The organism is Streptomyces sp. MB09-02B (assembly GCF_033794485.1).
Taxonomy (GTDB): Bacteria; Actinomycetota; Actinomycetes; order Streptomycetales; family Streptomycetaceae; genus Streptomyces.
On the sequence record NZ_JARGEE010000518.1, the window covers coordinates 1 to 5,659 of the forward strand.

Annotated in this window: 5 protein-coding genes and 4 pseudogenes; 8 read left to right on the forward strand and 1 reads right to left on the reverse strand. The window is 70.2% G+C overall.

What is annotated here, in order from left to right; translation table 11 throughout:
• Positions 1-1,118 (reverse strand): IS30 family transposase (locus tag P1P70_RS39515; protein WP_413471653.1); only part of this gene is annotated, 1,118 nt, incomplete at its 3' end.
• 116 nt (positions 1,119-1,234) lie between these two features.
• Here P1P70_RS39515 and P1P70_RS39520 point away from each other — a divergent pair.
• The 8 genes and pseudogenes from P1P70_RS39520 to P1P70_RS45940 form a co-directional block, all read left to right on the forward strand.
• Positions 1,235-1,546 (forward strand): annotated as a pseudogene (locus P1P70_RS39520) (transposase); the annotation flags it as partial.
• A gap of 99 nt (positions 1,547-1,645) precedes the next feature.
• A pseudogene (locus P1P70_RS39525) lies at positions 1,646-2,026 on the forward strand (DNA cytosine methyltransferase); the annotation flags it as partial.
• 189 nt (positions 2,027-2,215) lie between these two features.
• Positions 2,216-2,518, forward strand: a complete 303-nt coding sequence (locus tag P1P70_RS39530; protein ID WP_319246504.1) for a hypothetical protein — start codon at positions 2,216-2,218, stop codon at positions 2,516-2,518.
• A gap of 149 nt (positions 2,519-2,667) precedes the next feature.
• The gene (locus P1P70_RS39535) at positions 2,668-3,150 is read left to right on the forward strand and encodes a DnaB-like helicase N-terminal domain-containing protein (protein WP_319246507.1); all 483 of its coding nucleotides are present in this window, start codon (positions 2,668-2,670) and stop codon (positions 3,148-3,150) included.
• An 834-nt stretch (positions 3,151-3,984) separates the two neighbouring features.
• Positions 3,985-4,497, forward strand: coding sequence for a DUF317 domain-containing protein (locus P1P70_RS39540; protein WP_319246510.1), 513 nt, complete (start codon positions 3,985-3,987; stop codon positions 4,495-4,497).
• A 312-nt stretch (positions 4,498-4,809) separates the two neighbouring features.
• Complete coding sequence (locus P1P70_RS39545; RefSeq protein WP_319246499.1) at positions 4,810-4,950, forward strand: hypothetical protein; 141 nt, start codon at positions 4,810-4,812, stop codon at positions 4,948-4,950.
• Positions 4,884-5,354: pseudogene (locus P1P70_RS45935) on the forward strand (ATP-dependent DNA ligase); the annotation flags it as partial. The gene P1P70_RS39545 and the pseudogene P1P70_RS45935, both read left to right, overlap by 67 nt.
• 173 nt (positions 5,355-5,527) lie before the next feature.
• Positions 5,528-5,659, forward strand: a pseudogene (locus tag P1P70_RS45940) (ATP-dependent DNA ligase); the annotation flags it as partial.

The window sequence follows — 5,659 nt, forward strand, 5'->3', positions numbered from 1 at the left end:
ACCTCGGCCGGGGTCTTCCACCCGAGGATCTTGCGGGGTCGGTTATTGATCGCCAGGGCGACGGCTTCGAGGTCCTCGGCGGACCACCGGGACAGGTCGGTGCCCTTCGGGAAGTACTGACGCAGCAGCCCGTTCGTGTTCTCGTTCGTCGGGCGCTGCCAGGGCGAGTGCGGATCGGCGAAGAACACCCTCGTCCCGGTCTCGAGTGCGAACTGGGCATGCCCGGAGAGTTCCTTCCCGCGGTCCCAGGTCAGTGTCTTGCGGAGCTGCTCGGGTAGCTTCGTCATCGACACCGTCAGGGCAGTGTTCATCGCCACGGCGCCGTAACCGCCCAACGCCGGGCCGTTCTTCACGGGCGGCACCTCGCCCCAGCCCTCCATCCTCGGCAGATGCACCAGGAGGGTGGATCGGCTGCTGCGCTCGACGAGCGTGCCGATCGCGGACCGGCCCGTCCCGATGATCAGATCGCCTTCCCAATGCCCCGGGACCGCGCGGTCTGCGGCCTCTGCAGGACGTTCACTGAGGACGACATCCGCAGTGACATGCCATTGCGGCTTGTTCCGTGACCTCGACCGAGGCTCTCGAAGCGCCCGCCCGGTGCGCAGGCAGGCGACCAGCTCACGCTTGAGCGCACCACGGCCCTCGATGAACAGCGACTGGTAGATCGCCTCGTGGCTGATGCGCATGGACTCATCCTCGGGGAAGTCGGCCTTCAGCCGGTGCGAGATCTGTTCCGGGCTCCATGCTGTCGCCCACCGCCTTTCTTGCCGGTGCGGCTTGTTCAGCCCTTTCCACGGAGGCGTCTGCGGTCCTGCGGCGACCGTCCCGTCAGGCCGGTGAACGTTCCCCGACAACCTCTCCTGAACGTACTCACGCAACCGGTCGTTGCCCGCGAGCTTCGCGCTCTTCGGGCGCTTGGCCGCCTGCTGAGCCTTCCACTGGGCGACCGTCGCGCGGTACTCCTGCTTGCCGCTGCGCGTGGCGGCGTTGCGGCGCAGTTCGCGAGAGATTGTCCCGGGGTCACGCCCCAGGGCGCGGGCGATCTCGCGCACCCCCTTGCTTCCGAGCTCGATGGCGAGCCGCTTGATCTGGGGCTTCGGGTCGGAGGTCCGGTACATCCGCACCGCACGCTCACGCAACTCCAACGAGTACTTCCTGGGGGCAGCCATGGTCGATGTTCCTCTCATGAGAACCATCTGACCCTCTGTCAGCACCCTCCGCATCTCGGGGGAACCTCAGGTTCGAATGGCCCGACGGCGCCGAAGCACCCACCGGCTACTGGCTGTCCAACCTGCCAGCAGACACCCCGGTCGCCGAACTGGTCCGTCTGGCCAAGATCCGCTGGCGCATCGAGCACGACTACCGCGAACTCAAGCACGGCCTCGGCCTGGACCACTTCGAAGGACGTTCCTGGACCGGCTGGCACCACCACGTCACCCTGGTCACCGCCGCCCACGCGTTCCTCACCGAACAGCGCCTGGCCCCAAAAGCCGATACGGCCAACTCACCCTCTACCAGATCCTCGACACCCTCCAGGACCTGCTGAACTGCTGGACCGGCACCTGCACCACCTGCCACCGACCTCTGCCCAGAACGTCCACCATCAGCCAGAACCCAAGACCCCGAGCGACCTAACGGAGTCCTACTAGCCGAAGCGCACCGTTGGTCCTGGTCCCTTCGCAACAACAACCAGGCCAACGCCACCGTCCGACCGATCGAGGAACCGGCCGGAACCCTGTTCTTCGGACGGCGCGCCAACGAATGCGCCTGGATCGCCGAACCCGTCGGTACTCCGCGGGTGGACGAACCGGGGGCCGCAACACCCGTACCCCCAGAGCCGATCCGGATCACCGCACGCGAGGCCGGCCTCCTGCAGACCTTCCCCTCCGACTACCCCTGGGCCGGCAACAAGGGCCAGCAGTTCTCCCAGATCGGCAACGCCGTCCCCCCGCTGCTCGCCGGTCACCTCCTCGCCGACCACCTGCGCGTCCCCCTCAACCCCGACGACTTCACCCTGGCAGCCTGATGCCCCCGCCCCCGACCAAGCCGCGAGCGACCTCGACGATCTGCTCGACACGTATCCGCCGCACCCCGTGCACTACACCGAGCAGGCCCTCCTGGGCGCTCTCCTCCTCGAACCCACCGCCTCCACAACGTCGACGGGATCACGCCGGACTCGTTCTCCAACTACGCGCACAGCGCCCTGTTCGGCGCCATCCGCGCCCTGCCCGCCCCCAACCCGGACCAGCACACGCAGGACACCAACTGGCTCAACGCGGTCCTCGCCACCGCCCGCGAGGACGCCCGCGCTCTGACCGCCTCCTACCTGCACACCCTGATCCAGGTCTGCCCACAGCCCCGGCACGCGCAGGCGTACGCACGGATGCTCGAAGCCGAACGAGCCCGCCGGACTCTGCGCGCCCACGCCGAGCGCCTCGCGCTGACCGCGTCGGACGTCACGCTCCCACACCCGGTGCCCGACACCCTTTCCCAGCCGACACCCTGGCCCGCGCCGTAGACGACATCTCCGCCAGATTCCCGTCGCATGCCGGTTCCCTGCCCCGCGCCCCCGCCCCGACGGCTGTCCTCGGCAACGCCGAGGAGGCAGCCGATGAGGAGCGGCTGCTGATCGCGGCCGCGACGGCACACCCTGATGACGTAGAGCAGCTGCGGTGGCTGAGCACGGACGACTTCACCCACCCCCTGCACGCCGGCCTGTGGCAGTGCCTGACCGCTCTAGCCAGGCACCGTGCCCCTGTCGACCCGGTCACCGTTGTGTGGGAGGCCCAGCAACGCGGCCTCCTCACACCCGGGACAGAACCGGCCGAGCTGCTCGGCCTCCTCAAAGCGGCGGCCGGTTCCGCTGAGTACTGGGGCGAGCGGATCCTCCAGCGCTCGGTCCTGGCGATCGCGCATCAGGTGGGCCTGCGCATCACGGCGTTCACCGACAACCCGGCGACCACGCCGAACCAACTCATCCTCGGCAGCCGCCGCGCCCTCGCCGACCTGTCCGCCGTGCGCACCCGCTGGCAGCACGCCACCACAGCCACCCCGCCACAACAGCGGCGGCGGCCGGCCGTCACCACCCGCGCCGGCCCACCGACCACCACGGCCGCACACACTGCCCAGTCCCCACGGGCAACCCGATAGCCCCCGCACACACGTCGGTGGCCGCGTCCGAAGGCCCGGCCACCGGCAGAACAGACGAGACCCCGATCGTGAGTCCTCCCGCCATCGACGCCCACGTCCTCTTCGACGCCCACCCCACTCACCCCAGCGCCGTGCAGGCCCGTCCTGACCGGCACACAGGCCCACGTCGCCCTCACGGCTCTGGAGGCCGCCGGCTGGAGTCCTGAGGGCCGGAGGCATCACCGTCGAGATCACCCCTCGCCTCCAGGAAGCCATCGACGAAGGATGGACCTGGCCGGACTATCCGATGCCCTGGTGCACCCGCAGCGAGATCCGCGAGATCTCCCAGCAGGCGCAGAAAATCCACGACGACATCCGCCACGGCCGTCTCCTCATCCACGCCCACGCCCACGCCGGCCACACCACCGTCGCGGTGGGCACCTACCTCGACCGAGGCGGCAAGTCCGTCTACCTCCACGGCGAGGACCACCTGCGCCAGGTCGCCGACACCTTCGACTCACCCGCAAAGGCACTGACGGCCTTCGAAAAGGTCCACGCAGCCACGATGCGTCCCGGCCCGGCACCCCTGACCGACACCGAGCATGCCGCCATCGCAGCGCGCTCCGTCTTCGACGTCACCACGGCCAAGTCCGAACCATCCCGGCCGGAGCCGGAGACCGTCCCCATCCATCTGGCTGATACCGGCGACCACGACGCACTCCTCGGCACCTTTGTCGACGAGCACGGCGAGTTCGAGAAGTGGCGGACCTGGTCGGATGACACGACCCACGTCATCCACGAGTCTCAGACCCTGCGTATCGAGCGCGTCCACGAAACCGACCCCCGCGAGACCGCCTGGACCGTGGCCGCCTACGAGACGCCCGTCGGTGGCACCTCACCGCAACCGGCACCACCCCCGCCCCCATACTCCAGACCCTGCTGCACCACCTCGCCGAGGGCGACGCGTGGGGCACCGCCGTCGGAAGTCCCGTCCACGAGAAGACCGTCGCCACCGCCACGAAGCCCCTCACCGACGCCGGCTGGAAGCACACCGTCGACGGGCGCTGGATCCGCTGGACGAACCCGCCCGGGGACGCCGGTATCCAGTTCGACGCCTTCGCCGCCCAGCAGCCCAACAGCACCCTCGCCACCTGGACCATCTGGGCCGGCCCCAGCATCGACCACCCCACCTGGAGCGTCACGGCCTCCCCCTACACCCCCAGCACACTGCTGGCCGACCTCACCGAGACCCTCGCCCACGGAACCGGCACACGGCACACCCGCCCCACACCGACCGCGCACGGCTCCCCATCCATACAGGTCACACCCGCGCTTCCCACGCGAGGCACGGGACGAACTCGCGGCTGAGCCGTGCCCACCGCTTCATCGGCTGCGATCCGCCGAATCCGCCTCAGAACGCGGCCACTTACTCGTATGCCGAGCCGGCAGTGCATTGGCACGTCGTCACCTCTCGCGCCTGCTACGTCCCGGCCGTCCGGGTCCGGGACCGTCCGAGAGGAGAAGCACGCCGGGGCACTGGCAGAGGCTGATGGGAACGAGCCGAGCAGAGTCACCCGCAGGGTCGGCCGCAGGTGATCCGCGGCGCTGGTGGCGGGGCTGTCTGGGGGAATGTCCGGCTGCCCAGGTGACGCGGCGCACGACTGCGGCCACACCTGGCCCATGGACCCGCTTCCCGTCCTCGCACCCATGCTCGCCTCCGCCGGGATTCTGCCGCTGCCCGGCGGCGACGAACAATGGGCGGTGGAGACCAAGCAGGACGGCCAGCGCGCCCTGGCCTTCTGCCCGGCGACGGCACGGTGACGATCCGCTCCCGGGGCGGGCATGCGGTCACCGCCGCCTATCCCGAACTGCACGGCCTGCCCGCCGCGCTCGGCGGCCGGTCGGCGGTGCTGGACGGGGAGATCATCGCCACGGACGCGGACGGCCGCCCCGACTTCGAACTCCGGCAGTCCCGCATGGGCCTGGCGCGCAGCCCCGACCGCGCCGCCCGCCTGGCCGTGCGGGTCCCCGTGCACCTGGTCGTGTTCGACGTGCTCTACCTCGACGGCCGGGACCTCACCAGCCGGCCCTGGACCGAACGCCGCCAGACCCTCACCGGCCTCGGCCTGCACGGACCGGCCTGGTCGGTGCCCACGGCCGTCGTCGACCACGCCGCGAGCACACTTCAGACGACCCGGGAAGCCGGGCTGGAGGGCGTGATCGCGAAACGGCTCACGTCGCCCTACCGGCCGGGCGTACGTTCCACCGACTGGCTCAAGATCAAAAACGTGCGGACCTCCGATGCCGTCATCGGTGGCTGGGTACCCGGCGCCGGCCGACTGGCCGACTGCCCGGCGCCGTCCTCCTCGGCGAACTCCGCGACGACCCCCTGCGCTACATCGGAGCGGTCGGCACCGGCTGGAGCGACCGCGAACGCCGCCGACTCGCCGACCTGCTCGCGGTGGCCACCTGGACCACCTGCCCCTTCACCCCCGCCCCCAAGGTGCCCGGAGCCCGCTGGGTCCTACCC

What these genes read in the sequence shown, in the direction of transcription:
- P1P70_RS39545 (WP_319246499.1), top strand. Translation starts at nt 4,810, where the DNA reads ATGGACCCGCTTCCCGTCCTCGCACCCATGCTCGCCTCCGCCGGGATT.